We start from the raw sequence: 24,928 nt of genomic DNA on the forward strand, positions 1-24,928 counted from the left end.
ATGATAAAGTGCATAAGGCTAAGGAGTTAGGTGAAACATCGGACAATATTTCTACCTAATCCTTAGCCTTTTTTGTTGCGCAAATGCCTGTCTTAAACCAAATTAATTCCCGAGTTCACGTTATTCTAATGAAAATGCCCTTCCAAGCAATTTTAGCAACTTTATGGCCCAGGGTAGGAGACAAACCAGCTTTAAATAAAAAATCCCCCGCACCAAATATGGAACGAGGGATTCTCTAACGGCTAAAAGTAAAGTCGTTTACTGCCCGGTGCTGTTGCGCTGATTGGAGCGGCTGCTCGAGTTCTGGCGTTGCATTGGGTTTTGCTGTTGCTGACTTTGCTGCTTAAAAATATCGAATCGCGACGGTGCCAGGCGGCGCGGGAAGGTGTTATTGCTCAGGTCTGTATCTGCTGTCTGCAGGTAAGGGTCCAGCGTAAAACTCGCTACAGGCTTTTCGGTTATAATTACTTTTGTTATTTCGTTGTTGTTGAGGCGCCAAATTTCAGCAGGAATGTTAACTACTTCCTCGGTGCCATCTTCAAACTCCATACGCACGATTACTGGCATTACCAGACCTCCCAGGTTGCTGAATCCAACTTCGTAAAAGTTCAGTCCAGAGTCCAGCACTTTCTTCTGCTCCGGCGTGAGGCCGCTCAGAAACGACTGATAACGCCGTTGGTCGGCTGCCGTGGTGGCAAGCGGGTCGTAGCTGTTGTAGAAATCGTTAAGCTCCGGATTGGCCTCTACGAGTGTGCGCGGAATATCCTGCAGATTGCGCTGCTGCGAAAGAGTTTGTGGCGCTTTATTCTGTTGTTCCCGTTTCTGTGCGTTTACGAATTCAGGATTTTGCGAATCGATGGTGTACCATTTCACGCCATCAATGGCAATATCGGTGTGGTCGGTGGTATAGAACCAGCCTCTCCAAAACCAGTCCAGATCCACGCCTGAGGCATCTTCCATGGTCCGGAAAAAGTCAGCTGGCATAGGGTGCTTAAAGGCCCAGCGGTTAGCATACTCTTTAAAGGCATAGTCGAACAGCTCGCGGCCCATTACGGTTTCGCGCAGAATGTTGAGGGCTGTGGCCGGTTTGCCATAGGCATTATTGCCGAATTGCAGCACCGACTCCGAGTTGGTCATAATAGGTACCTGGGTACTTTTGTCGCTTTTCATGTACTCCACAATGTTCTGCGGTTCACCGCGGCGCGACGGGTAGTTCCGTTCCCATTCCTGCTCAGCAAGGTACTGCATAAAGGTATTCAGGCCTTCATCCATCCAGGTCCACTGGCGTTCATCGGAGTTAATGATCATCGGGAAAAAGTTATGTCCCACTTCGTGTATGATAACTGAGATGAGACCATATTTTGTGCGGTCGGAGTAGGTGCCGTCTTCTTCCGGGCGGTAACCGTTAAATGAGAGCATAGGGTACTCCATGCCACCAACCGGACCGTGCACCGAAATAGCCACCGGGTACGGGTAGTCGATCGTATGTTTGGAGTAAACCTGCAAGGTGTGTGCTACCGAAGCGGTAGAATATTGCCCCCAAAGTGGGTTGCCTTCTTTTGGGTAATACGACATGGCCAGTATGTTTTTGGCGGCTACGCGCACGTTCATGGCATCCCAGATAAACTTACGGGAGCTGGCCCAGGCAAAGTCGCGTACGTTAGAGGCAGCGTAGGTCCAGGTTTTTTTGGCAGTGGCTTTGGTTTTTTCGGCCTGAGTAGCCTCCTCCTGTGTTACAATTACTACTGGTTTGTTGCTTTTAGCGGCATCAGCAAAGCGTTTCTGCTGCGTGGAGCTTAGCACCTGGCTGGTATTTTGCAGTTCGCCGGTTGCGGCTACAATATGGTCGGCGGGCACGGTAATGCTCACCTTATAGTCGCCAAAAGGGAGGGCAAATTCGCCGTTACCTAAAAACTGCTTGTGTTGCCAACCGTTTACATCGTCGTACACGGCCATGCGCGGGAACCACTGCGCCATTTCATAGAGGTAGTTGTCATCTGCAGGAAAATACTCGTAACCCGAGCGGCCGCCAAGGGTCAGCTGGTTGTTGATGTTATGCTGCCAGTCTACGCTAAAGGTAACACTCTGCTTCGGCTTCAGGGGCGAAGGCAGGTCTATGCGCATCATGGTGTTGTTGATGGTGTGGGGCAGGGCCTTGCCGTTACGGTCTTTCACTGCCTTAATTTTAAAACCGCCATCAAAGTTCTCCCGTGCCAGCCGCTCCACTGCCTGTATCGACATACGCTCCTCCAGACCACCGGTTCTGGTGAGGTTGCTCATAGAGTTTGGCTCAAAAATGTTCTGGTCTAGTTGCAGCCAGAGGTAAGTGAGCACATCGGGTGAGTTGTTGGTATAAGTTATGGTTTCGGAGCCGGTAACGGATTGGTTTTGATCGTTGAGCTCTACTTTAATGTTATAATCGGCGCGTTGCTGCCAGTATTGATGCCCTGGTGCGCCAGAGGCCGTGCGGTAGGTGTTCGGTGTTGGCAACTCCTGACCAAGCTGTCCGAACTTTGTGTCCTGGGCTTGTGCCGCCAGGGGACCAGCCAGGCAACAGAACAGGGCAATTCCCTTTAATAGGTTTCTCATTCGAGTTGAGTGTGTGATTGTAGTTAGATGTTGATAATGGAGGATAAATTAAGCTAAAAGATACTATTTTCCATCATTAAAACCAAAGCTATGCCTGCAGCGGCACTAGAAAGTACCATTATCCAGTCGCGCCGCTTTAACCGGAAGATGTTCAGAACCACCATGCTGGCCAGTAGAATGATGGCTACAATCAGGAGCTGACCCAGTTCTATGCCAATGTTAAAAGCGAGCAGCTGTTCCCAAATTTTGCTGTTGCGGCCCAGCAGCGACCTTAAAAAGTTAGAGAAGCCCATGCCATGAATAAGCCCGAAAACAATAGCCAGCAGGTTGTGGAACGACCAGATCGGGTGCTGGTTTGATGCAGCTCCTTTCAGTTTAAAAAAGTTGGTAATGCAGGTAAACAGGATGGTGACGGGTATAAGAAATTCGATCAGGTCTGAGTCGAACTTAATGATGTTGAACGTAGACAAAGCCAGCGTAATGGAGTGACCAATGGTAAAGCTGGTGACCAGTGCAATTATTTTTCGCCAGTCGCTGAGGGTGTAAATAGCGCACAGGGCCAGCAGAAACAACATGTGGTCGTAAGCGCTGAAATCGTAGATATGATGAAAACCGAGTTTGAGATAAGTTTGAAAAGTAGAAGACACAGGAGTTTGTATAGGTGTAACTAAGTTGCAAAATAAAACATTGATCTAAGTAATACAAAATTAAAACTGTAACTACATGAATGCATGCTGGCAAAAAAAGAAAAACACATTCGGTAATTTTAAGTAAGTTGACATAGAATCGGGTATAGGCAAGGTGTGCACTGGGTCTTGGTCGTAGTGGTAGTCATAGAAAAAACTTGTGCTATTTTAGATCCGGAAAGAGTTTTTTATTAGAATAATTTAGTAGAACCATACACAGGAGCATCGCAATAAGAGGCTTCTCCGGCAAAATTATTTTAACGCCTGCTACGGTTCATCCTGTACCTGGATTATTCTAATGAAAAAGCCCTTCCGCAGGCTTTTGGGCTACTGGTATGCTAAGGCCTGATTGCACAAAAATTGTATTAACTAAAACAAATTTATAGCCCCATGAGAAAAATGTATAACCATATGCGCAACCGTTTTGTAAAAGTAACCATGTTCGGCCTGGCCCTTGCTATGTCGGCCTGCAACTCCTCCACCTCCTCCTCCGATAAAGATGAGGCGAGTGAAGGAACGGCAGCAAATCGTGAAACCAACACAGAAGAAACGTATATGGTATACCTTGGAACAAGTGGCGAAGCAGATAAAGAAAACATATTTATTTATAACCTGAATACCCAAACCGGAGAGCTTACTCCAGCAGGTGCGGCGAGTGGAGGCGAGAAACCAACCTACCTGGCCTTTAGCGAAAACCGCCAGTTTTTGTATGCGGTAAATGAGAAGGGAGATTTTGAAGGGGAACAAAGCGGAGCAGTTACTGCTTTTTCTGTAGATCAGCAGAATGGACAGCTTACGATGCTCAACCAGGTGGCTTCTAAAGGAACTGGCCCCTGCCATGTGTCAGTAGATGAAAAAAACGGAATGGTACTGGTTGCGAATTATGGAGGAGGTAATGTAGCGGCTTTGCCCCTGAACCAGGATGGTGCCTTAGAAGCTGCCACAGGAGTAGGGCAGCACAAAGGTTCGGGACCGAATAAAGACCGGCAGGAGGGGCCGCATGCTCATTATATTACGCCAGATCCTGCCCAGAAATTTGTATTTGCGGTAGACCTGGGAACCGATCAGGTGTTGGGGTACCGGTACCAGGATAACAAATTAGTGCCAAATGAGCCTGCAGTGGCTTATACTGTAAAGGCAGGTTCCGGGCCGCGACATATGGCTTTTCACCCGAATGGCCGTTTTGCTTTTCTAATTAATGAGCTTAACTCCACTATGGTAGCGCTTGCTTACGATGCTGATAAAGGCACTTTCTCTGAAGTACAAACTATCACCACCATTCCTGCTGACTTTAAAGAAAACAACCAGTGCTCTGCTGTTAAAGTATCTTCGGATGGCAAATATCTGTATGGTGCAAACCGAGGGCATAACAGCATTGTAGTTTATGCAATCAACGAAAGTACCGGTGAACTAAAGCAGGTGCAGTTGGCAAGCGTAGGCGGCGACTGGCCCCGTGACTTTACTATTGACCTGACGGGCAACATTCTACTGGTAGCCAACGAGCGCTCTAACAACCTGGTGTCTTTTAAAATAGACAAAGCCTCAGGCAAGCTTACGGCAAGTGGCCACGAGGTGCAGGTGGAGGCTCCTATGTGCCCGAAGGTGGTGCCGGCGTTTAAGTAGGTTGTTGATGGTAGTGGTGTGTTTTTAGGTTTGTGGACATGATAGAAATTCTCCGCGAAACAAAAGATGAGCTGCTGGCCATACGGGTGAGCAAAGAGCTGACCATAGCCGATTTTGACCAGTACCGCAACCTGCTCCGCGACCTGATGCAGGCTTATCAGGAAGTGCACCTGTACTACGAAATGAAAGATGTAAACTGGGTGCAGCCAGTAGCAGCTATCGAGAACGGCTTGTTCGATGTAGTACACGGGCTAGACTATGGCCGGGTAGCAATGGTAGGGGAGAAGAAATGGCAGGAGTGGGCGGCAAAGCTGATAAGTCCGGTAAAGAAGAAAGGCGTCCGTTATTTCGATCTGGCTGAGAAGGAACAAGCGATGAGGTGGGTGCGGGAGGGAAAGTAAAGTTTTATCCTCTCAGTCAGATTGCCAACAAGCTGTCTGACCTGAAGCCAGTTAGAGTAATTATTACTAAGCTTGCGGCAAACGGTAATGTCTTTTGTAATTTCAACCAAGGAAATATTCACTATCTTTAGTTAATAAATAAACATTCTATGATTACTATTGCCAGAAATCAATTCTATGAGTTTTCGTATGAACCCGATAAAAACCGGATTCATTTCCGGATGCTTGGTTATTGGAAGAGCCCGGAGGTAGTGCCTGAGTACCTTAAGGATTGGGGTAAGACACTTGAAATGGCAAAGCCAGGTTTTACCTTGATAGCGGATGTGCGGGATATGATTACTCATCCGGTTACCGTTAAACAATTGCATGAGAAGGCAATTGAGTCCTGTGTTGATGCTGGAATCACCTATGTGGCAGAAATATCTCCGCTAGATAAAATTGCAGTGCTCCAGACAGGTGGAATGGCAAAAGAAAAGCAAGTGCCTTACATCAAGGTGTTGGATTATACATTAGCTGGTCATATCCTAGACCAACTTCAGCAGGAAAAATAAGCGGTACTGATTATCTGCTCTAAAGGCAGCCTGCCAAAATAGTTGTTTCCAGTCAGTCCAATTTGCTGGTGGGAGCCTGTTGCGCCTTTTCTTATCTTTTTACCAGCTTCACTGTCTGCGACTGATTGTTCCAGGTGGCGGAGAGCAGGTAGAGGCCAGAGGGTAGACTGGCCGGGAGTTGAAGGCGTTCTTGGTTAAAGCCATTCGACACGGAGATGCTTCTTCCGAAAACTTCTTTGCCTCTGGCATCTGTTAGGACAATGGTCAGATCTTCGTCTGTTGCAGCCCCAATGTTTAGCTCAACTTCTGAGGAGAATGGGTTTGGAGAGGCAGTTATGGTAAGGCTGGCATTGCCAAAGTTTACCGCCTTCGAGCTGAAATATTCAAACTGGCCATCAATGTCTATTTGTTTCAGCCTATAATACACGGTGCCTGCTTTGCCATGGCGGATATCCGTATAAGTGTAGCTGTAACCCTGGCTGCTGTTACTGCTTTTGGCTGGTACAAACCCAATGGCTGTATACATCAAGCCATCTACTGATGCCTGTACCTCAAAGCCTTTGTTGTTTTGCTCCATAGCTGTTTTCCAACTCAGGACAGCATTTGTTTCTTTTTTCTGCGTATTGAATGAAACTAAAGTAACCGGATAGGTAGATCCAGTCGTGGAGGCATCAGTGGCATTGGCGGGTTTGGTAACAGTAACATCATCAATATGGATATTTAAATCGCCAGTAGTATAAGTTATATGAAAACCAATATAGTAATTGCCTTCAGTTGGTACAGTAAATGAAACCGTATGTTTTGTCCATTCACTGTTATTGTTATTGAGGGTCAGTGTTTTAATGACATTCTTTCCGCCGTTTTTGTCCTGGTTATTAGTGTTCAGGACTAGGTCTAACGTTGCGGAGCCGCTGGATAAGTTGTTATGGTAAAAGCTGAAGGTATGGGTATGTTCTGGAGCCAGCCATAATTCCCGGGTGTAAGCAATAACTTTTAAATTATTCTGCACCTTTGCGCTAGATGTGCTGAATCTCATAGCAGAGCCTGGGTTCCCGTCTCTCGATTTTACTCCCTGCTCCACGTTCCAACTTAGGTTACCATCTTTGTGCGATACCCAGCCATTTGTAAATGAATTTCCGCTGAATGGCTCATACATGACAGTTTCCTGCGTACTTATCTGTTCCTGCGCTGCAGCAGAATTAGAAATATGAAGAATGAAAAAAAGAAATGTAAAGACATGGAAAACAGAGTAAAAGTAGCGCATATGGTATTGTTATAGTATTTTATAAAAGAGAAAAGGAAATAACAGTCAGATTTGTGTCTGCTAAAGTGCCTGTATGATGTTTGGAATGTTCAATAATAAATTTGAAATATTGTATCAAATTGGCATATGTTAAAACTGTGCCAATTTGATACAATAGATATTATTTTTTGTATTTTATGGTGTTTTGTTGAGTGGTAGGATTTGTTAACTGGTGAATATTTTGGCTGTGGATACTAGTAGAGGAGGATTTTCCTGCTACTGGAAAGGTTTTTTTAATATCAATAATAGTATTATGTAAATTTTGGTTATAACTGTTTAGGTTAATGGAAGGTGTTCACCCTTAGCAATTGATTCCCGTTGTGGGATTTAGGTTTTATTTTGGCACTATGTAATGCCAGGTTGGGAAAATATAGATGTGGCTCCTGTAGGAAAGGCAGAAAGGAGTAATGCGGAATCAGAAATGTAAAGGAGCGCGCAGGAGTAGGGATGATTTTAGGTTAGGTTGTTAACCTGATAAATTTGATTTTTTATAAACAAAAACGCCACTCCGTATAGAGTAGCGTTTTGCTCAACTAAACTTTAACTCACAAAAAATTATCTGTCGGTTGGTAGCTCAATGTCTACGTTCACGAACTGAACTTTACCATTTTGTAACGTGGCCTCTACCACCGAGTCCTTACTGATTCTGCCAGAGAGAATTTCTTTTGACAGCTCGTTCAGAATCTGGCGTTGCAGTACCCGCTTCAGTGGGCGGGCTCCAAATTGCGGATCGAAGCCTTGTTCACCCAGATAATCCAGTACTTCGTCGGTGGCTACCAGTTCAATGCCAGCCTCTTCCAGGCGCTGCTGGATGTGGTGGAACTGGATATCCACAATCTTGCGGATGTCGCCACGGCTCAGCGGACGGAACATAACCAGTTCATCGATCCGGTTCAGGAACTCCGGCCTTACCGATTTCTTCAGCAGGTCAAACACCTCGTCCTTAGTGCGCTCAATCACTTCCTCTTTGTTGTACTCTTCCATGCTCTCAAAATTAGACTGAATAATATGAGAGCCGATGTTAGAGGTCATGATGATGATGGTGTTTTTGAAGTTCACCACACGGCCCTTACTGTCAGTCAGGCGGCCATCGTCGAGCACCTGCAGCAGAATGTTGAACACATCAGGGTGCGCTTTCTCAATCTCGTCGAGAAGCACCACAGAATATGGCTTGCGACGAATAGCTTCTGTCAGCTGACCACCTTCGTCGTAGCCTACGTATCCCGGAGGCGCACCAATTAGTCGGCTCACAGCGTGGCGCTCCTGGTACTCGCTCATATCGATGCGGGCCATGGCGTTTTCGTCGTTAAACAGATAATCGGCGAGGGCCTTGGCCAGCTCAGTTTTACCTACACCGGTAGTACCAAGGAAGATAAATGAACCGATTGGGCGTTTTGGGTCCTGCATACCAGCGCGGCTTCGACGCACCGCATCAGAAATAGCCTCTATCGCTTCTTCCTGACCAGCCACACGTTTGCCAAGTTCCTGCTCCAGGTTCAGCAGCTTTTCGCGGTCGCTCTGCAGCATTTTGCTTACAGGTATGCCGGTCCATTTAGCTACTACTTCGGCAATGTCTTCGGCGTTTACTTCTTCCTTCAGCATCGGGTTTTCGCCCTGCATTTCGCGCACCTGCTCCTGTAGTTGCTTCAGGTGTGCCTCTGCTTCCTGAATTTTACCGTAACGCAGCTCTGCTACGCGGCCATAGTCGCCGGCACGTTCTGCCTGTTCTGCCTCCAGCTTGTAGTTCTCAATATTTTCTTTCTCTTTCTGAAGCCCTTCAATAATCTGCTTCTCGTTCTGCCATTTGGCTTTCAGATCGTCGCGCTTGCCGCTCAGGTCAGCAATTTCTTTAGAAAGAACCGACTCTTTGTCTTTGTCGTTTTCGCGACGGATAGCCTCTCGCTCGATCTCCAGCTGCATGATGCGGCGCTGAATCTCGTCGAGCTCTACCGGCAGCGAATCAATCTCAATACGCAGTTTGGCTGCGGCCTCGTCCATCAGGTCAATTGCTTTGTCTGGCAGAAAGCGGTCGGAGATGTAGCGGCTCGAAAGTTCTACGGCCGAAATAATGGCATCGTCTTTAATCCGGACGCCGTGGTGCAGCTCGTACTTATCTTTGATACCACGTAAAATAGATATGGCATCGGGTACGCTTGGCTCATCCACCATCACCGCCTGAAAACGTCTTTCAAGGGCTTTATCTTTCTCGATGTATTTCTGATACTCCTTGAGCGTAGTGGCACCAATGGCATGCAGTTCGCCACGAGCCAGGGCAGGCTTTAGCAGGTTAGCTGCGTCCATGGCGCTTTCGCCGCCTGCACCGGCACCTATCAGGGTATGAATCTCATCAATAAAGAGTACGATCTCTCCTTCTGCGTCTATCACTTCTTTTATCACTGCCTTCAGGCGCTCCTCAAACTCACCTTTGTATTTAGCGCCAGCCACAAGCAGACCCATATCCAGGCTCATGAGTGTTTTGGACTTCAGGTTTTCGGGCACGTCGCCAGATACGATGCGTTGCGCCAAGCCTTCTACAATGGCAGTTTTACCCACGCCAGGCTCACCCAACAGCACCGGGTTGTTTTTGGTACGTCGGCTCAGAATCTGCAGCACCCTGCGTATCTCTTCATCGCGACCAATTACCGGGTCTATTTTGCCGGAGCGGGCCAGCTCGTTCAGGTCTTTGGCATAGCGCTTCAGAGAGTTGTACTTGGCTTCAGCGTTCTGGTCGGTTACTTTGGCGCCGCCTCTAAGCTCCTTAATAGCTTTTTTTAGGTCTTTCTCGTTAAAGCCAACATCCTTCATAAGGCCGGCCACTTTATCGCGGCCGGACAGCAGGCCGAGTAGCATGTGCTCTATGGCAACATACTCATCGCCAAATTCTTTTAAATATGAAGTAGCTTTTTGCAGGGCAGCGGCTGCATCGTTGGCTAAATAAGGTCCGCCTCCGCCTGTTACTTTTGGATAAGTGGCTACAGTCTCATCTAACTTACTGTGCAGTATGCGTCCGTTTATGTTCAGTTTCTGCAACAGGAAATTGGTAACGTTCTCGTCTGTTTCGAGAATGGCTTTGAGAATGTGCCCAGTTTCGATAGCCTGCTGCTGGTTGCCGCCTGCTATCTCAGAGGCTTTTTGGATAGCCTCCTGTGCTTTGATAGTATAGTTATTAAAGTTCATTTTCTGTTCCTGTTTCAATTGTTTTACTACGGTAACAGTACAAACAATTTCTAAACCAACTGTATTTTAGATGCTTTTTATGTAATTATGTCATGTTTAGAAAGCTCTTGCTTGTAAAATGTAGCCATTGTGGCAGGAGTTGTCGAGCTGTTGGCTGTTTATCATGCTACAACGTCCAGGTAAGCGTGTACTTTAAAGTACGTTGTTTCTAAAGCCTTAGGTTGAGTAGGTGGTGTGCCCAACGTTTACATGGTTTCTGATATAGCTTTGATCTATACCTATCAACTGACGGTACAACTCAAATTCTTCTAATCAAAATGCCCTTCCAGAGCGATTTATTGCTGATTTTGCCCCGGGGTTTGCGGGAGCTTTGGCCTGAAAGGATTAAAAACCAAACAGGCTCCGAAATTACTTCCGGAGCCTGCGGCTGTTACTTGTAAAAGGTTAAATAGCTGACCCTGTTAAGAACGGCAGTGCTTGTTTGTTACTTACCTGCAACTCTACGATAATCTGCAGTTCCTCGTCTACTTTAAAAAGTCCTCCCAGCTTTTTGGGTGCATTCAGACCCATTTCGGTAAAGTTGAGGCAGATATTACTTTTCATAAAAGTTGCGCCCTGGGCCGAAAACATGTTGAAAATAACTTCTTCCATCATGGTTGTTTTTCCGCCAACTTCAAATTTAAGGGCACCTTTGTAGTCCTTGCCAGCCTGTTTCAGACTCAGAACCTCTATTCTGATGTTTGGGTATTCTTTTGCATTTAATGTCTGCTGAAAATCCCGGTTCAGGAGAGGGTTGCCACATCCAAACTGCTCTACTGGTATGCTTAGTTTTAATCTGTCCTTTTTAAGCAGGGCTGTGTTAAGCAGTAAGGTATCTTTCAGGCTGTTGGAGCTATAGCTGCAGTTTATGTTTCCGAGAGAGGTGGCCGCCTGTACTGTTATTTTACTTCCTTTAACAATTACAAACTCCTCTTTTGGTGGTAAAACCACGTTTACCATAACTACAACAGCGAGTAAGATATGAATGAGCAACATGGTTTTAAGCTTTAGAAGGAAATGGCTCCCTCAATCATAAATCCGTTGAATTGGCCCCCATGGCGGATATCAGTTGGAGCGAAGTCTTTATATTGTTGTTTCACGTATTCTGCTTTGGCCAGTATGTTTTTGGTTACAAACCAGCCACCGCCTACTTGTACACGGCTTAGCGTTACCTCGTTGTTCTGCACGTTTGGTGTGGCAGCATTTGGAGCCAAGCGGCCATTTACCACGTTATAACGTCCTGCTATATAAAAGTTCTCGTTAGCGCCTATTCTGTACACCAGGTCAGTTCCAAGTTGTCTCCAGGTACGATCTTCCGGCTCATTGGCAGCGCCCAGTCTTCCTTTGCCTTTCGCTTGCTCAAAGTTACCGAAGAACTCAATTCCTTTGTATTTCACGAATGGGTTCACTACCAGAGCTGTTATGCTGTTAGTCAGGCCTGGGTTAATGTGGCCAGAGGTAAAGTGAGTAGCTGTTGTTACTGCTGTGCCGCTTGCCACACGGGCAGGGTCCATAACCAGGTAGTAACGTGAGCCGGCACGGTCGCCACCATAAAGCGTGTTTCTAACAGAGCCGCCAGTTGTGTAAACAGAGCCGGTTAATCTTACTCTCAGGTCTTGGGCCAGTTGGTTGTCGTACCCGATTTTACCGATGAAAGATGGTTTTCTTTGTCCGGGGCTTTGAATACCGCCCTGAATTTCACCACCAGTTACAGAGCCTATTGCCAGGAAGCCTTTGTACTGGTAAATGGCTTCGGCACCAATTTCGGTTGTAAAGGCATCCATAATGTAGTTACCTACAAATGAGTTGTGGAGGGCGTGGGCGTTGTCGGTTCTTCTGAAGTGCGCATCGCCGTAGTTAATTTCCATGTGGCCAACACGCAGGGTCAGGTTCTGAAACACGCTGTTTACAAAATCGCTGTTCAGGAACTCTGCTTTATCTACCTGAATAAAGCCACCTTTTACCCAAGTCTCTGGGTGATGTCTGGATGAGAGGTAAGTTACCAGGTTTAGTCTGATACCATCGGCCAGCTGTACATCAAGGTTCAGGTTGGCAGTGGCCAGGTTAAATCCATTCTCGATCGGCATCAGCTGGTTCAGGTTGTTTTCGCCCTGCATAATGGCGGTAGCCGTGTTGCGGTGCTGTAAACCCTGAAACTGCTGCGCAAATCCGCCACCTAATCTTACTTTAATGCCTTCAAAGGCAGTAGTGTCGGCTTTGCTTGTCTCGAACACATTCAGGCCTCTCTTGTCGTAAGGTCTAAAGTACTGCATGTCGGAGAGCGTTAATTGTGCCATGGCTCCCATGTTTAAGCCAAGCAATAAACCCAGAGAAAGTGCGAGTTTTTTCATGATATTGGTTGATTAGTATTTTGCTTTATATTTAAATAGTGAGGTTAGATAGAAGCATTAACCTGCTGAAAATTAACTATGAACTGAAGCTTTAAATTGTTTGTGGTTTTTACAGTGCCTAGCAGGGCAGTTGGCGGTGCTAAGTTAAAATCCGTAAATTTTATGCCGGTTTCTCCTGTCAGAGTTACTATACCGCCCTTCACAACAGAGTCGACGGTGAAGGTTACAGCCTTGGTCGTGCCTGCTATAGTCAAATTGCCGATAGCCTGGCCCTTTTTGCCATCCAGGTTTTTGTAAGATGTCAGCGTAAACTGGATGTCGGGGTGCTTTTTGGTTTTAAGGCTTTCGTAAGCTATGCCGTCCATTTTATCTTTGCCGCTCTTTAAAGACTCAGATTTCATTATCACTTGGCCTGAGGAGATGCCTTTTACAGTAGTGCCTTCTACTGTTATTTCGGCCTTGCCTTTTGCCTGTGCCGAAACCATTTCCCAGTCGTGCAGGGTAGAGCCGCCTAGTACTTTAATTTCTGGTTTGGCAGCCAGTTTATAAGGAGCTTGGGCGTGTAGTAGGTTTGCAAAGCCTAAGCCTAAAAAGAGGCTCAGGAAGCTGATCAGTTTTATGGTTTTTGAAGTATTCATAACCTTTTAGTTAAGGTGGTTTTGTTGTTGTTGATGTATCAAAGGTAGTAGTGTGGGCTTCGGAGAAGTATGACGGTAGTCATTATAAGAAGTGATGGTTATTAGTTTCTTCCATATATGAATATTGGGTGCCGATCTGCCGCACAGGGAGTGGTTTAGTTCAGCTAAACCATCTGGTGGAGCATAGTATGGCCGATTTAGGTGCTGTTAAGTGGAGGAAGTATTATATTGTATTTAGCAGGTAGGGTGCGTCAGGTTCAGCGACTTACGGGGTAACGTGGCCAGACAAATTGATTAGTAAAATTCATTTAATTTTACTGCCATCTGTACTAAAAACAAAAGCGCCTTCTGCTGTCAGCAGAAGGCGCTTTTGTTTTTAGTACAATAATTCCTACTTCACTTCTTTCATCATCGTGTTCATAATAGTGGCAAGCATAGAGTCGGGGAGGAGGGCGCTTTGGGCATGAAAAGCCTTTGCCTTCAGAGTTGGTAATACACGCGCCTCACCGCTCATCAGACCTTTGTACCCTGCTTCGGCCACTTCTTGCGGCGTGGCCAGGTTGCCTTGTGCTATTGCTGTGTTTTCCATGTTTGCTACCTCAAAAAAGTTCGTGTCTGTTTCAGGTGGGCAAAGTATGGTTACTGTTATGCCTGTGTCTTTTAGTTCTTTCTGAATGGATTCTGAAAAAGACAGAATAAAGGCCTTGGTGGCAGCATAAATAGACTGTAATGGGTTGGGCATAAACGATACCACAGAACCCAGTTGCAGAATTTTGCCGTGTTTGCGTGGCACCATGTCGCGGAGGTAGAGCTTAGTAAGGTGCACCAGCGAAGCTACGTTTAGCTGAATCATGGCAAGTTCTTTTTGCAGGTCTGACTCCACGAAGGGGCCATATTCGCCAAAGCCGGCATCGTTTACCAAAACATCTATTTGCAGACCAAGCCGGTTTGTTTCGGCATATAGTTGTTCAGGACCTTCCGGTTTACTCAGGTCGCAGGGAATTAGAGTGGTAATGCACCCCGGAAACTCGCTTTGCAGCTTTCCGGCGGCAGCCTCTAGTCCATCGGGGTAATGAGCAACCAGCACCAGGCGGTAGCCATCGCGGGCAAAGCAGCGGGCCAATTCAAAGCCAATGCCGCTAGATGCACCGGTAATAAGAGCAGTTTCATTCATAGCTTTTGTTTTTGTTTTAGTTGCAACCAGGTGCTCTGGTAGCCGCGGAGGATGGATTAGAAGCGTTAGCAGCCTGTTTCTACTCACACAAACTTTGTACGCAGCCATGCGAACTGCAGGAAAAGTCGTTGACATTTGCCAAAATTTCAATTTAAGTTCGCCTGCTAAACCAACTGGAGGTAATTTTATTTACCTGCCTCTCCTCCAGGTCCGCCACACCAGGAGTACATGTTTCTGCTTCATTTATACCTAGTTGTGGCTGTAAGGTTACTTTAGCGTACTTCCGGTTTGAGTACGGCAGCAAAGTGGTCGGCGAGACGGGTGGGTTCTGGTAGCTTGTGCTTTAAGGTGCAGGATAGGGCTACGGAGGTGGCTGTGTGGAGGTCCAGGAGGTGCCCCGGCGATACAAATACGGGTTTTACTTTGTCTTTGGTTCGCAGCACGTTAGCAATTACTTCTCCTTTGTAGGTCAGCGGCGACAAGGCTCCCTTTTCCGGGGCAGGCTCGGTATATTGGCCCACCAGCACTTTTTTGGCAACACCCATGGTTGGTTTCTGCAGGTGCAGGCCCAGGTGCGTGGCAATACCCAGGCGGCGCGGGTGCGATATACCATGGCCGTCTACCATAATCAGGTCGGGCTTTTGCTGCAGCAGTTCGTATGTTTTGAGCAGGTTAGGGGCCTCTCTGAAAGACAAAAGCCCGGGAATGTAAGGTAGTGTAACTGGCCCATGGTGCCACACTTTCTCTACCAGTTCCAACGCAGGGTAAGTGAGGAGCACGAACACCGACAGAATAGTGTCTTCGCCGATAAAAGAAGAATCGCAGCCGGCAATGAGCTTGAGGTTGAACTCAGGTTTTTGGATGATCACCTGGCTTTTCATTTCCTCCTGCTGCCGTGTTAGGTCCCGCACTAAAGCCGGGTCTGGTGGCGGGGCATCAAATCTGCGGTAGTACATTTTAGTTTGATGGTTAAATTGCTAAATTGCTAAGTGATTAGTTTGTAAAATTGAGAGTGCATTTGCCTGGTTTCAACTCTTAACATTTACCCATAAAAGGTATGGCATTGAAGGTTTAAAGAGCAGTAGCGCCACCAACAGCCATTAAAATAATTCTCTGATTCAATACTTCCTTATTATGACATCAGGCGCTGCAAGGTATACGCAGATCTGCAAAATAGAGGTACCACTTGCCTTTGCTGAAACCAAAATGAAAGCGGAAGGAGCTTTGGGTGTGTAGTACGGAGTGCTGCAGGAGCGGGAGCATGGTGTGCACCTGCTGGAGTTCGGCCTCAGACAGGCTGGCGTAATTCCAGATATTGGTTTGCTGAAAGGCTGTGGCATGGGAGGCAAAGCAGCCATCTTTGGCATAACCGGTGCGGCCCTGGTCCATGTCGGCACAATCGAAGCTTGGAAAAGGCTCTTGCTGCAGGTCGCAGTGGTTTATTTCGGTTTTGATGCTGAAAAATGAGTGTTGCTGGTAATCCCTTTTAAAGCGGCTCAGGTGTTGTACATGCGTCATTTTAGGCAGAGCACCAGGCTGTTCTATGATAAAGAGGCCATTTTCCGGATCTACGTACTGTTGCAGCGCAACCGAGTCCGATGATTGCAGGGCATCATAGAAATGTGAAAATGCCGTTACAAAACTCATGGTATCGGGGCCGGGTGTGTTGCTTTTGCGCTGGTGCTCTTCCTGTAGCGCCTCCAGCGAGTCGGCTGTGGCTCCGGTTAAATCTTCCTGACCTGTAGAGGCTTCCCGGCTGTTGCAGGCCAGTAGCAGGCAAAGGAGTAGGAGGTAAGCCAGGTGCATGCGCATAACTTTTAGAATAAGATGAAAGCAGCTACTAATAGAGAAACAAAGATATTCTTGAAAAAGCAATTGCATATGCCTCCGCCAGAAAAGCATGCTCTCGTGGCTTTTCTATATAAAATACCTCCGGAAGGCTATTTCCATTAGCAGAATTTAGTTGCTGCGCCAAATTAAAACTATAGCAGGCTTACCAGCGAAGTGTACATTAAGGCAGGCTTATGCCATGTATACAAAATCTTTAAAAAGCCTCCGGAAGGCCATTTTCATTAGCAGAATTGTATGCTGCTCTGTTGAGTGCCCTCCTGCTTGTTATTACGGGTGCACCATAAATTTAGCAGTGTATGTTTTGCTAGCGCTGCTTGCCCTTACAATATACAAGCCCGCCACCCTGTTGCTGCCTGTTTCCAGAACATGTGTCAGGTTACCACTTGCATCTGCCAGAATGGTGTGCTGGGCAACGAGCCGGCCGTCGGTGGTGTGTACCTCCAGGCTTACCTGCTCGTTAGGCTTGAGCAGCTCCATAGAGATGGTTACAGGTTGGCTTTGCGTTAAGGTAGGATAAACAACGAGACCAGATGCGTTTTGCTCCGGCTTTGCAGATAAAGGTTTGCCGTTCAGGAACGGCTGCAGGGCCTTGAACCAGCGCGCAGCCATTTTTTCTTCTCCGGCTTCATTGGGGTGCACCCCATCGTATGTGTCGGCACCTGATTTAGGATCTATGCCAGTGTGTTGATCTACGAGAACTACCGGCGACTTGCTCGTGTGCAGTTCCTTAGCTAGTTTGTCAATTTCAGCGTTCAGGAGCGGTATTTTTTGTGCTTCCTGCTGCCCTACCACGCTAGGGTCTGCCGGAAACAGTTTCGCCATGAGTATAATAACACCAGCATTTGTCTGGCGAAGTAGCCTGACCACTTCCTTTAGGCGGTCTGCTGTTTCGGTTACACTACCGTTGCGGAACATGTCGTTAGAACCCAGGTGCAGCAGCACGATGTCGGGTTTGTGTGTGTTGAGCCAGATCGGCAGACTACCGGCGTTTTCCCCGTTATCAACACCGTTCAGAATATGGTCGGAGGTCCAGCCCCAGTGGCCTTCGTGGTTCTGGTCGAATGATTTGCCTTTGTAGGAAGGCCAGGTAGGGCTGCCACCGTGATTACTTTGCTGCGACCCTATAAAATCAATGTTTGCTTCTGCATCGAGCAGCTTTTTCCAGAGGTGGTACCGGTAGCTGAGGTTGTCTTTATCTGCCTGGGTTAAGGAGTTTCCGAGCGGCATTATTTTAAGTGCCTGTGCCAGAGAACAAAATGGTATGATCAGGCAGATCAGGAGCAAAAATGTTTTACTCAAGTAGATTTTAGTCATGTCTTATTAGTTCACTCAATTGATTAAAGTTGGTTGAGAGCGTAACACACAGAATACTGGATTTGATTGTTTCCAATCTGGTTTACTCTTAGCCAAAAGTGTTTATAAAACGGCTTTAGTCTGCAATAGTTTAGAAATAATTTGTTGTAGAATTGTAATTTAAGCATTTGTGAAGTGAACAACTGGTGCCAAAAGCACTTTTGAAAGTTAAATGGCTGCCAGCTTTGGTAGCTATTTATATAGTAAACGAGCCGCGCCTTATGGGCACTCTTAGGCCTTTTACCTGTAAAAAGGCTCCGGAAGGGCAAAAGCATTAGAATAATTCAGGGTGCAGCTGCAGTTAGAGACGGCTCGGTCAGATAATTTATCAGAGGCTTTTGAAAGAGTTACTTCTCCACCATTACCTTGCCTACCAGAACATGGTCCTGCACCCGAACTTTTACTAAATACAGCCCTTGTACTTGGCGAGATAATAAATCTAAAAACAGCTGCAGGTTCCCAGCAGCATCGGCTGCAGCTCTGTACTGCTTGAGTAGTTGCCCATTGGGAGAAAAGATGTTTATTTCCACCGGGTCGTAAGGGAGCAGAGACCGTAGCTGCAGCAAAGAGGGCTGGCCATTGCTGATAGTCGGGTAAATAATCATCTCGTTTTTGGTGCCTCCGCGCGTTCTGGCTACAATAACAGGTGAGAGAGAAACAGTCCCGTCAAAATCTACCTGTCGCAACCGGTAATAGACCTCCTCGGCTGGTGGACTTGTATCCAGGAACGTGTAAGATATTTTGGTAGAGGAGTTTCCGCTCCCTTTTACACGGCCTATTGTTTCGTAAGTACTTCCGTCTATAGACCTTTCTACGCTAAAATAATCGTTGTTTAGCTCCATGGCGGTGCTCCAGTGGAGTTTTACCTTGCCAGCTGCCAGAACTTCTGCCTTAAAACTTACTAGGGTTACAGGCAAGTTGGCCAAAGCGGTTTGTATAGCTTCAGACCACTTTGTAGCCATTTTTAATTCGCCGGAGGTGTTTGGGTGAATTTTATCGTAAGTGTCTTTGGTTATTTCCGGGTTACTATCGCTGTGCGCTGGGTCAAACCCGGTATTCTGGTCCACCACATATACATACTCGGCTGTACCCTGGTTCAGGCTGGCTGCCAGGTTTGGAATTTGATTGTTAAATTGCGTGATGTAACCATTCACATCTGAATCTGTGGGGTAAATCGGGATGAGCTGTGCAAGCAGTATGACCACATTGGGGTTTTTTGCTTTCAGCGCATTGATGATTTCTCGTATCTCGTTCTGGGTAATTTCTATGGTAGTTTCTATTGGCTCATTAGAGGGCTTCTGGAAAATGTCGTTGGTGCCCAAATGCATCAGAACCAGGTCGGGAGTATAGCTTTGCAACCAGTCAGCAAGTTTTCCCTTATTGGACTCTCCGTTGTGGCCGTTTAGTATTTGGTCGGTTCTCCAACCCCAGTGTCCTTCGTTTACGTTTGTGTACACTTTGCCTTTGTATACCTCTCCTTTTACAGCAGGACTGCCGCCATTGTTTACATCATGAGAACCTACGAACTCAAAATCGATGTCGGCATCTATGAGCTGTTTCCAAAGCTGATACCTGTAGCTGGGGTATTGGGTATTTCCTTGTGTAATGGAATTACCTAAAGGCATGATTTTAACGGGCTGAGCACTAATAGGGCAGGTAAAGACCAGGTAAACAAGGAATAGTAAGCTAAAACGTAAATAAAAATAATTCATATAGTGCAACATAAAAGCTGTGTACTATTCAGCTATATGCTAATATTTATATTTTTGTTTCAGATATAGCGTTTTTTTGTGTGTAACGTGTTGTCTATGAGTTTGAAATACAGTTTGAGGCCGCTATGGATAGTTGCTTTTGCCTGCGTTCTGTTGAGGCACTTTATCAAAAGGACCGCATGTGCCTGAAACTTTTGATGCTGTAACGCTGTTATTCTCCAGGCAAGCAGCAGCATATTCACGTAAAAGTTTGTATGTTTGTGGCATGTTTCTTGAAGAAGTTATTCAGGAAAACGTTCTTTAACATTTGGGGTAGACTGGAATTGACAGCTTGTGCAGATTGCGTGTAAGCATGTCGGGTGATGAACGTACCACCTGTCAAAAATTCGTTCGAACAATAACTGGCGAATATAACTACGCCATGGCTGCTTAATCTAGGTATTAAGCACTAGCCATAGTCTCGTGCAGGTTTCGTGAAACTGCTTGCACATCAGAGGCTTCGATCCGTTTCTCTAGTCTGTGTAAAGGTGTGGTACACAGGCGAAATAAAGCACCTAAGGAGTGCGCATGAGTTTGACTTATACTTGCAAGCTCCCTACAATCCGAATAAGTCTAAGCATGTAGAAGGCACGTCGGTTTCCTTGTCTGGACCAGGGTTCGAATCCCTGCTACTCCACTTTTTGTTTAAGATGTTGATCACTAGGTAGTAGTATTTAGCTACATCAGGCTGCTCAGCATTCTTTTAAGTGTTTTCTCGTCTCCAATTAGTAATTGGCTTGGGATCAGAAAAGGAGTACCTCCTGTTAAAGTGGTAACTATGCCACTATAGCAGGAGGTTTTTTTATGCCAGAACAAAGCTGCCGCACAGTTCTGGTGGCGATGTTTTCTTTTTTGTAGGCAACGTAGATTTAAAAGTATGAGCAAGGCAGAATGCTTTTTCGACCAAATGATCATCAAGACTTTTCTTAATTAAGCTAAACAACTCGCTCCCGAAACTCCATACTACAGCTATTATGGTAAAAAAGGCTTTGGACCCTTTTTGCTATATCAATTTATGGGCTTTAGGTAAAGAATATTGGATTAACATAGTGGCATTAGTACAAAACTGTTTGTTCCTTATATGTGTTGGTAGGTTGTTGTTTGAAGTTTTCAAATGTAAATTAACATAATAGATGGTTAATGTGATGGGGCACTGGTATGTTCTAATTAAAAATCGTATAATATTGACAGGTATAGAAATGAACACGACACGGAATTTATAATTTTATAAACCTGTTCAGCTGCAGATGTACTACCCAATAAACATGAAAATACCAATAGCTATATCTTTTTTACTCTTACTATTTACACACCAGGTATTTTCACAATCACTTGGGCATTTGGGTATTGAACATGGTTTATCAAATAACACGGTGAATGCAATCTACAAAGACAAGTTTGGTTTTATGTGGTTTGCCACCGACGATGGGTTGAGTCAATATGACGGGTACGAATTTAAAATTTACCGGAATAGTTTAAATGACACTACCTCGTTAGTCCATAATCAAATAACTTCTTTATCAGGCGATGCCTCTGGTAATATCTGGGTTGGCACCAAAAGAGGTCTCTGCGTTTTAAACAGCAATACCGCTAATTTTTCCCCTGTCTACTATTACCCGCTACAGCAGAAATCCCAGAAAAAGATATCAGAAGAGATTTTTGAAATTGCCATTGACAAGGAACAGAATATATACTTAGGTACTTCTGGGATGGGGCTATTAGTGAAGAACAAAAGCTCAGACAGCTTTAGGCAAATAGCTTTGAAGGCGGCAACGGAGGCAGATCAATATTACATTGTGGAGGCTTTGCATACCGATGCAGGTGATAATGTGTGGGTAATGGTAAAGCATGTTGGGCTTCATAAGTTTGACCCTAAAACCAATAGACTGCTTTTAGTAACAAGTGCTATCAATCGGGCTAACGTTATTCAGTCAGTTAGGCTAAACACGCTCTGGCTAGGCAACGATAACGGGCTCTATCAATATGACCTAAAAACGAACAAGTACAAGCTTTACGGAAAAGGAGCAGGGAAGCTTTCCAGTAGCCGAGTGGTAGATATAAATGGCGCAGAGGCCAATCGATTATGGATTGCTACAGATGGAGGTGGCGTAAATATACTTGATCTTTCCACTGACAAAATTACCAGTTTCCAATCAGGTGAAGGAAAAGCATCTCTAAATAGTAATGCTGTAACATCCTTGCTGAAGGATAACGACTCACGATGGTGGATTGGCCTGCAGCGGGGAGGTATAAATGTTATCGACAAGAATAAAGACAAGTTTACGACCATCCGCCGCGATCCGCTGAACAAGAGCAGCCTGGTGAATGATTTTATATTTTCGTTTTGCGAAGATGTTGATAAAGCGATATGGGTGGGTACCGACGGAGGAGGTGTGTCTTTGTGGAACCGGGCCGATAACAGCTTCCGGAATTTTGTACATAATGAAAATGACCCCACCTCACTAAGTAACAATAATGCCACCAGTATTATAAAAGATTTTGAAGATAACATTTGGATAGCCACTTGGGGAGGAGGTATAAATAGGTATAACCGGTCCAATGGTACTTTCAGCCACTATTCCTGTGGGCCTCATAAATTTATCTGGAGGTTGTATGAAGACACTCAGAAGAACTTATGGGCAGGACCAACAGAAGGAGGTCCTCTTTACAAGTATAACAGAGGCACTGATACATTTGAGTTATTCGACCCGGCGCTGGAACACCCGATAGCCATTTTAGAAGACGATAAAGGTACTTTATGGTTAGGCACCTATGGGCTTTTGATAAAAGTTGATAAAAATGGGAAAAAGCATAAGTCCTTTGAATTAAACTACCCTGTGCGGGCCTTGTATCAGGATAAGCGAGGTAATTTATGGGTTGGCTCGCAGGGGCATGGTCTTTTGCTATTCGACCCTGTTGCCGAAAAATTCACAGCCTTTACAGAAGCAGAAGGACTTGCAAATAATTCGGTGCATACTATAGAAGAAGACAATCATGGTAAGCTATGGATAAGTACCTACCATGGTATTTCCTCTTTCGACCCTAAAACAAAAGAGTTCAAAAACTTTTATGAGGCCGATGGGCTTCAGAGTAACCAGTTTAACTACAATGCTTCTTTAAAGTTAAGTACAGGTGAGCTTTTGTTTGGTGGTATCAAAGGCTTTAATATTTTTCATCCGGATAGTGTGCAGACGCACCATGCTTTTCCCAACCTGGTCATTTCCGGAATTCGCTTATTCAATAAACCTGTTGCTCCAAACAATAATATTGTGAAAGAGGGGCAAAGCCTGTATTTGGTGGATGATATTACACTTCCTTACGATCAGGCTTTCATTTCATTTGATTTTGCGGCTTTGGAGTTTACAGCCCCTGATAAAATCAATTATGCCTATATGCTGGAGGGCTGGGATAAAACATGGAACTATACTGATAAACAGCGTACAGCCAATTACTCGAACTTAAGAGAAGGATCTTACACCTTAAGAATAAAGTCTACCAATGCGGAGGGTGTCTGGAATGAGCAGGAGCGAGTTGTTCATATACAGGTGCTACCACCTTGGTACAGGTCTTGGTGGGCATTCTGTATTTACGCTGCGATTATAATAGGGCTTCTATATGCCTACAATGCTTACCGTACTAAACAGGAACGCCTGAGGCGCGAAGAGGAGCGACTTAGGCATGAACTTAATATTGCCAGCATTAAAGCAGATAAGGACGCAGAATTGAACGAGAAAAAGTTATCGTTCTTTACCAACATTTCGCACGAGTTCCGCACCCCTTTAACCCTTATTATCAATCCGATTAAAGAATTGGTGGATAAAAAGCGGGAACATATAAATTATCAGGAGATGGCGGTTGTGTATAGGAATGCCCGCAGGCTATTGGGACTTGTAGACCAGTTACTGCTTTTCCGAAAGGCCGACAGTGGCAAGGATGTCCTGAAGATAAGCCAGTTTAACATAGCCACCATCTGCGAAGAGGTTTACCAAAGCTTTGCTCACCAGGCTAAAACCAAGAATATCCACTATGTTTTTAAGTGCGATGCGGATGCTATTGATTTTTATGGTGACCGCGAAAAGTTGGAAATTCTCCTCTTCAACCTGGTGTCAAATGCCTTTAAATTTACCCCTGCTGCCGGGCAGATAACGCTTCTTGTGACAGAGCATGACAAGCAGGTGGAGCTAATGGTAAAAGACAGTGGTTGTGGAATTCCTGCAGAAACAGGAAACAAGCTGTTTAATAAGTTCCACCAGGTGTACAGCAATGGGGCTGCTGCATCAGGCGGTTTTGGCATTGGGCTATACCTGGTGAAGAAGTTCGTAGAGCAACACAAGGGGGAAATTTCTTATGAAAGCGAACTTGATAAAGGTACCAATTTCAGGGTTCTGCTGCCTAAAGGCAAAGATCATCTGCCGGCTGGGTGCAAAGTAGAAGATATCGTACAGTCATCCGCCTTGCTGGAAGAGCTGCAGGTAGCCCTGCAGCCGGCAGAGGAGTTGCAGGCGAATCCTACCACTCTTCTGCCGGAAAACGAGCTGGACGAGCTGGTGATGGAGACAAATTCGCTGTTGCTGGTAGAAGATAATAGCGAGATCCGCCAGTATGTGAAACAGATTTTTAGCAATGCCTATACCATCTACGAAGCTGAAAACGGTGAGGAGGGGCTGAAACTTGCCCAGGAGTATCTGCCGGATGTGATTATAAGCGACATTATGATGCCCGGCATGGATGGACTAGAACTCTGCAGCAAAATAAAGGAGAATCCATCTTTGAATCATATTCCGATCATCCTGCTTACTGCCAGTTCCTCACCAGAAGTAAAATTGAAAGGTATAGAGGGTGGCGCCGTAGATTATATGACTAAGCCGTTTGAAAAAGAACTGCTCGTGGCTCGGGTAGAAAGCATCCTGAAGAGCCGTGATAACCTGCAGCGCTACTTCTACAACGAAGTAACCCTAAAGAACAACAAGCTGAAAATCTCAGCGGAGTACAGCAACTTTCTAGCTGCCTGCATCGACACGATTGAGCGGAATATGAGCGACCCGGAGTTTAAGGTAAAGGCTTTTGCACGGGAAATGGGTATGAGCCAGTCAAACCTTTATAAAAAAGTTAATGAAATTTCGGGGCGACCTGTAAACGATTTTGTGCGTTTTATCCGACTTCGCAAAGTGGCTCGCCTGCTCATCGACACAGATTACCGGGTAAATGAGGCCGCATTTGAGGGAGGTTTCAGCGACATGAAACACTTTAGAGAACAGTTTAAAAAGCTGTTCGGCCTTAACCCATCGGAGTACGTAAAAAAATATAGGAAAGCGTTCCACAAGAGCTATACCCTGAATGAGAACATCCTGAAAGAGACGGTGGAATAACAAGTATTGAGTTGGGTATTTTGTATTCAGGTTAGGGCTTTGCACAGTCGGCCCTTGCTGCGACTTACAACT

At 45.7% G+C, this 24,928-nt stretch carries 16 protein-coding genes and 1 other RNA gene; 5 read left to right on the top strand and 12 right to left on the bottom strand.

The annotated features are described in order from the left end of the window. Positions 1-258: 258 nt before the first annotated feature. Positions 259-2,589 (bottom strand): M1 family metallopeptidase, encoded by a 2,331-nt coding sequence (locus ACMA1I_RS06250; protein WP_337067439.1) that lies wholly within the window; start codon positions 2,587-2,589, stop codon positions 259-261. A gap of 53 nt (positions 2,590-2,642) precedes the next feature. After that, positions 2,643-3,236, bottom strand: a complete 594-nt coding sequence (locus ACMA1I_RS06255; protein WP_337067440.1) for a HupE/UreJ family protein — start codon at positions 3,234-3,236, stop codon at positions 2,643-2,645. A gap of 429 nt (positions 3,237-3,665) precedes the next feature. On the opposite strand from ACMA1I_RS06255, the gene ACMA1I_RS06260 reads away from it, so the two are divergent. From ACMA1I_RS06260 to ACMA1I_RS06270, 3 genes are all read left to right on the top strand, one after another. After that, on the top strand, positions 3,666-4,898 hold the full coding sequence (locus tag ACMA1I_RS06260; RefSeq protein WP_337067441.1) for a lactonase family protein: 1,233 nt from the start codon (positions 3,666-3,668) through the stop codon (positions 4,896-4,898). A 38-nt stretch (positions 4,899-4,936) separates the two neighbouring features. Then, positions 4,937-5,299, top strand: a complete 363-nt coding sequence (locus tag ACMA1I_RS06265; protein WP_337067442.1) for an STAS/SEC14 domain-containing protein — start codon at positions 4,937-4,939, stop codon at positions 5,297-5,299. A gap of 149 nt (positions 5,300-5,448) precedes the next feature. Continuing rightward, positions 5,449-5,850 (top strand): hypothetical protein, encoded by a 402-nt coding sequence (locus ACMA1I_RS06270; RefSeq protein WP_337067443.1) that lies wholly within the window; start codon positions 5,449-5,451, stop codon positions 5,848-5,850. Between the two features lie 91 nt (positions 5,851-5,941). On the opposite strand, the gene ACMA1I_RS06275 is transcribed toward ACMA1I_RS06270, so the two are convergent. From ACMA1I_RS06275 to ACMA1I_RS06320, 10 genes are all read right to left on the bottom strand, one after another. Further along, positions 5,942-7,114, bottom strand: a complete 1,173-nt coding sequence (locus ACMA1I_RS06275) for a T9SS-dependent choice-of-anchor J family protein (protein ID WP_337067444.1) — start codon at positions 7,112-7,114, stop codon at positions 5,942-5,944. Between the two features lie 594 nt (positions 7,115-7,708). Then, the gene (gene clpB / locus ACMA1I_RS06280; RefSeq protein WP_337067445.1) at positions 7,709-10,330 is read right to left on the bottom strand and encodes an ATP-dependent chaperone ClpB; all 2,622 of its coding nucleotides are present in this window, start codon (positions 10,328-10,330) and stop codon (positions 7,709-7,711) included. Between the two features lie 444 nt (positions 10,331-10,774). Beyond that, positions 10,775-11,365: a hypothetical protein gene (locus ACMA1I_RS06285; RefSeq protein WP_337067446.1), complete on the bottom strand. Its 591-nt coding sequence runs from the start codon at positions 11,363-11,365 to the stop codon at positions 10,775-10,777. 11 nt (positions 11,366-11,376) lie between these two features. Continuing rightward, on the bottom strand, positions 11,377-12,720 hold the full coding sequence (locus ACMA1I_RS06290) for a hypothetical protein (protein ID WP_337067447.1): 1,344 nt from the start codon (positions 12,718-12,720) through the stop codon (positions 11,377-11,379). A 44-nt stretch (positions 12,721-12,764) separates the two neighbouring features. Next, entirely contained in the window at positions 12,765-13,358 is a 594-nt protein-coding gene (locus ACMA1I_RS06295) for a YceI family protein (protein ID WP_337067448.1), read from the bottom strand. 391 nt (positions 13,359-13,749) lie between these two features. Further along, a complete protein-coding gene (locus ACMA1I_RS06300; RefSeq protein ID WP_337067449.1) occupies positions 13,750-14,532 on the bottom strand; it encodes an SDR family oxidoreductase in 783 nt (260 codons plus the stop codon). A 272-nt stretch (positions 14,533-14,804) separates the two neighbouring features. Then, the gene (gene nfi, locus ACMA1I_RS06305; protein ID WP_337067450.1) at positions 14,805-15,488 is read right to left on the bottom strand and encodes a deoxyribonuclease V; all 684 of its coding nucleotides are present in this window, start codon (positions 15,486-15,488) and stop codon (positions 14,805-14,807) included. Between the two features lie 184 nt (positions 15,489-15,672). After that, the gene (locus ACMA1I_RS06310; protein WP_337067451.1) at positions 15,673-16,344 is read right to left on the bottom strand and encodes a hypothetical protein; all 672 of its coding nucleotides are present in this window, start codon (positions 16,342-16,344) and stop codon (positions 15,673-15,675) included. A 306-nt stretch (positions 16,345-16,650) separates the two neighbouring features. Further along, positions 16,651-17,697, bottom strand: coding sequence for a GDSL-type esterase/lipase family protein (locus tag ACMA1I_RS06315; RefSeq protein WP_337067452.1), 1,047 nt, complete (start codon positions 17,695-17,697; stop codon positions 16,651-16,653). Between the two features lie 386 nt (positions 17,698-18,083). After that, positions 18,084-19,361, bottom strand: coding sequence for a GDSL-type esterase/lipase family protein (locus ACMA1I_RS06320; RefSeq protein ID WP_337067453.1), 1,278 nt, complete (start codon positions 19,359-19,361; stop codon positions 18,084-18,086). 396 nt (positions 19,362-19,757) lie between these two features. Here ACMA1I_RS06320 and ssrA point away from each other — a divergent pair. Continuing rightward, positions 19,758-20,127: a transfer-messenger RNA gene (gene ssrA, locus ACMA1I_RS06325) on the top strand. 625 nt (positions 20,128-20,752) lie between these two features. Then, complete coding sequence (locus tag ACMA1I_RS06330; RefSeq protein WP_337067454.1) at positions 20,753-24,856, top strand: two-component regulator propeller domain-containing protein; 4,104 nt, start codon at positions 20,753-20,755, stop codon at positions 24,854-24,856. The last annotated feature ends 72 nt before the right edge of the window (positions 24,857-24,928 follow it).

This window comes from Pontibacter sp. 13R65 (genome assembly GCF_047525655.1).
Lineage (GTDB): Bacteria > Bacteroidota > Bacteroidia > Cytophagales > Hymenobacteraceae > Pontibacter.